Annotated in this window: 1 protein-coding gene; it reads left to right on the top strand. The window is 49.3% G+C overall.

The features are described from left to right. Nucleotides 1–58 precede the first annotated feature (58 nt). Nucleotides 59–1,045: hypothetical protein (locus U9R90_RS36380; RefSeq protein WP_411061780.1), on the top strand; the 987-nt coding region annotated here is incomplete at its 3' end.

The following is a 1,045-nucleotide window of genomic DNA, read 5'->3' on the forward strand; positions in this document are numbered from 1 at the left end:
AAGACGTGATGTTTACTATAACTCTGCTCGACCAACAGCCAGAGGGTCTAGAGCACCAATGGCCACGGAGAACAGGAACCAAAGAGACACAAACACGACACACAACACATACAACATACAAAGAGATAGAGAGAACCGCTTCCTCCCCAGAAATAACAACAGGAGGGGAGGGCGTCAAAATGACTCAAATATGGATAGAAATCCTGATTATACACCTCCCTCGCCCAGGTTAAAGCTCGCCATGAAACTAACTTATGAGCTAATACGTGCAGTGCACCATCTGCAGAATGTAACGACCAAAATCAAAGATAACACACCTACTGGGTTCCGAAAAATAGCACAGTTTCTGATCGATACCATTAAACCAGCTGCCCCCTCCAAAAAAACGGAGGAGCTGTTAGAAGGTAATGCCAGAAACTGGCTGCATAACACCCAGATAATTTTAGAGGAACACTACGAGGCCCACATAAACGAAATTCTAGCAGAACTGGAGGAAAGAACCAATCAAGCAGATTGGAAAAAAGCGTTTGAGGTGGCTTCGAACTGGGCGAGAAAAAACTTTCGTGAGAGACTGAGCGAAGAGGTGCTAGAAAAAGTGGAGGCCCTCTATGTGGCACAGATGAACACGGAAGCACAGACACATGCAGACACTATCAGACAAACAGACACTAATAGACAAACAGAGACAGTGATACAGACAACGAGGCAGGAGAGGATCACTGTGAACACGCAGACCTCACCGCTGAACGCACCAGACCCCTCACACACCCCTGCCAGGAGGGGTGACTGGTCGTTCGATGCGGAGGAAAATCCTCCTGAGGAGCCTCGACCTCTCACGCCAACATCAACACCCGCCAGACGCCAAGAGCCCCTGGAACAGAGAACTTCCAGAAGGGGTGCCACTGAGGTGCTGGTGGAGATAGAAACGGGGAATGAGCCTGAGCGAGAAACAGCTGTCGAGGACGGCGCTCGGGTGGAGGCGGTTAACACAGAGAACGTCTTAAATAAGAAAGACGGCGCGATCGTGATAAACGATAACGTAACC

It is taken from the genome of Streptomyces sp. E11-3 (assembly GCF_046540415.1).
Classification (GTDB): domain Bacteria; phylum Actinomycetota; class Actinomycetes; order Streptomycetales; family Streptomycetaceae; genus Streptomyces.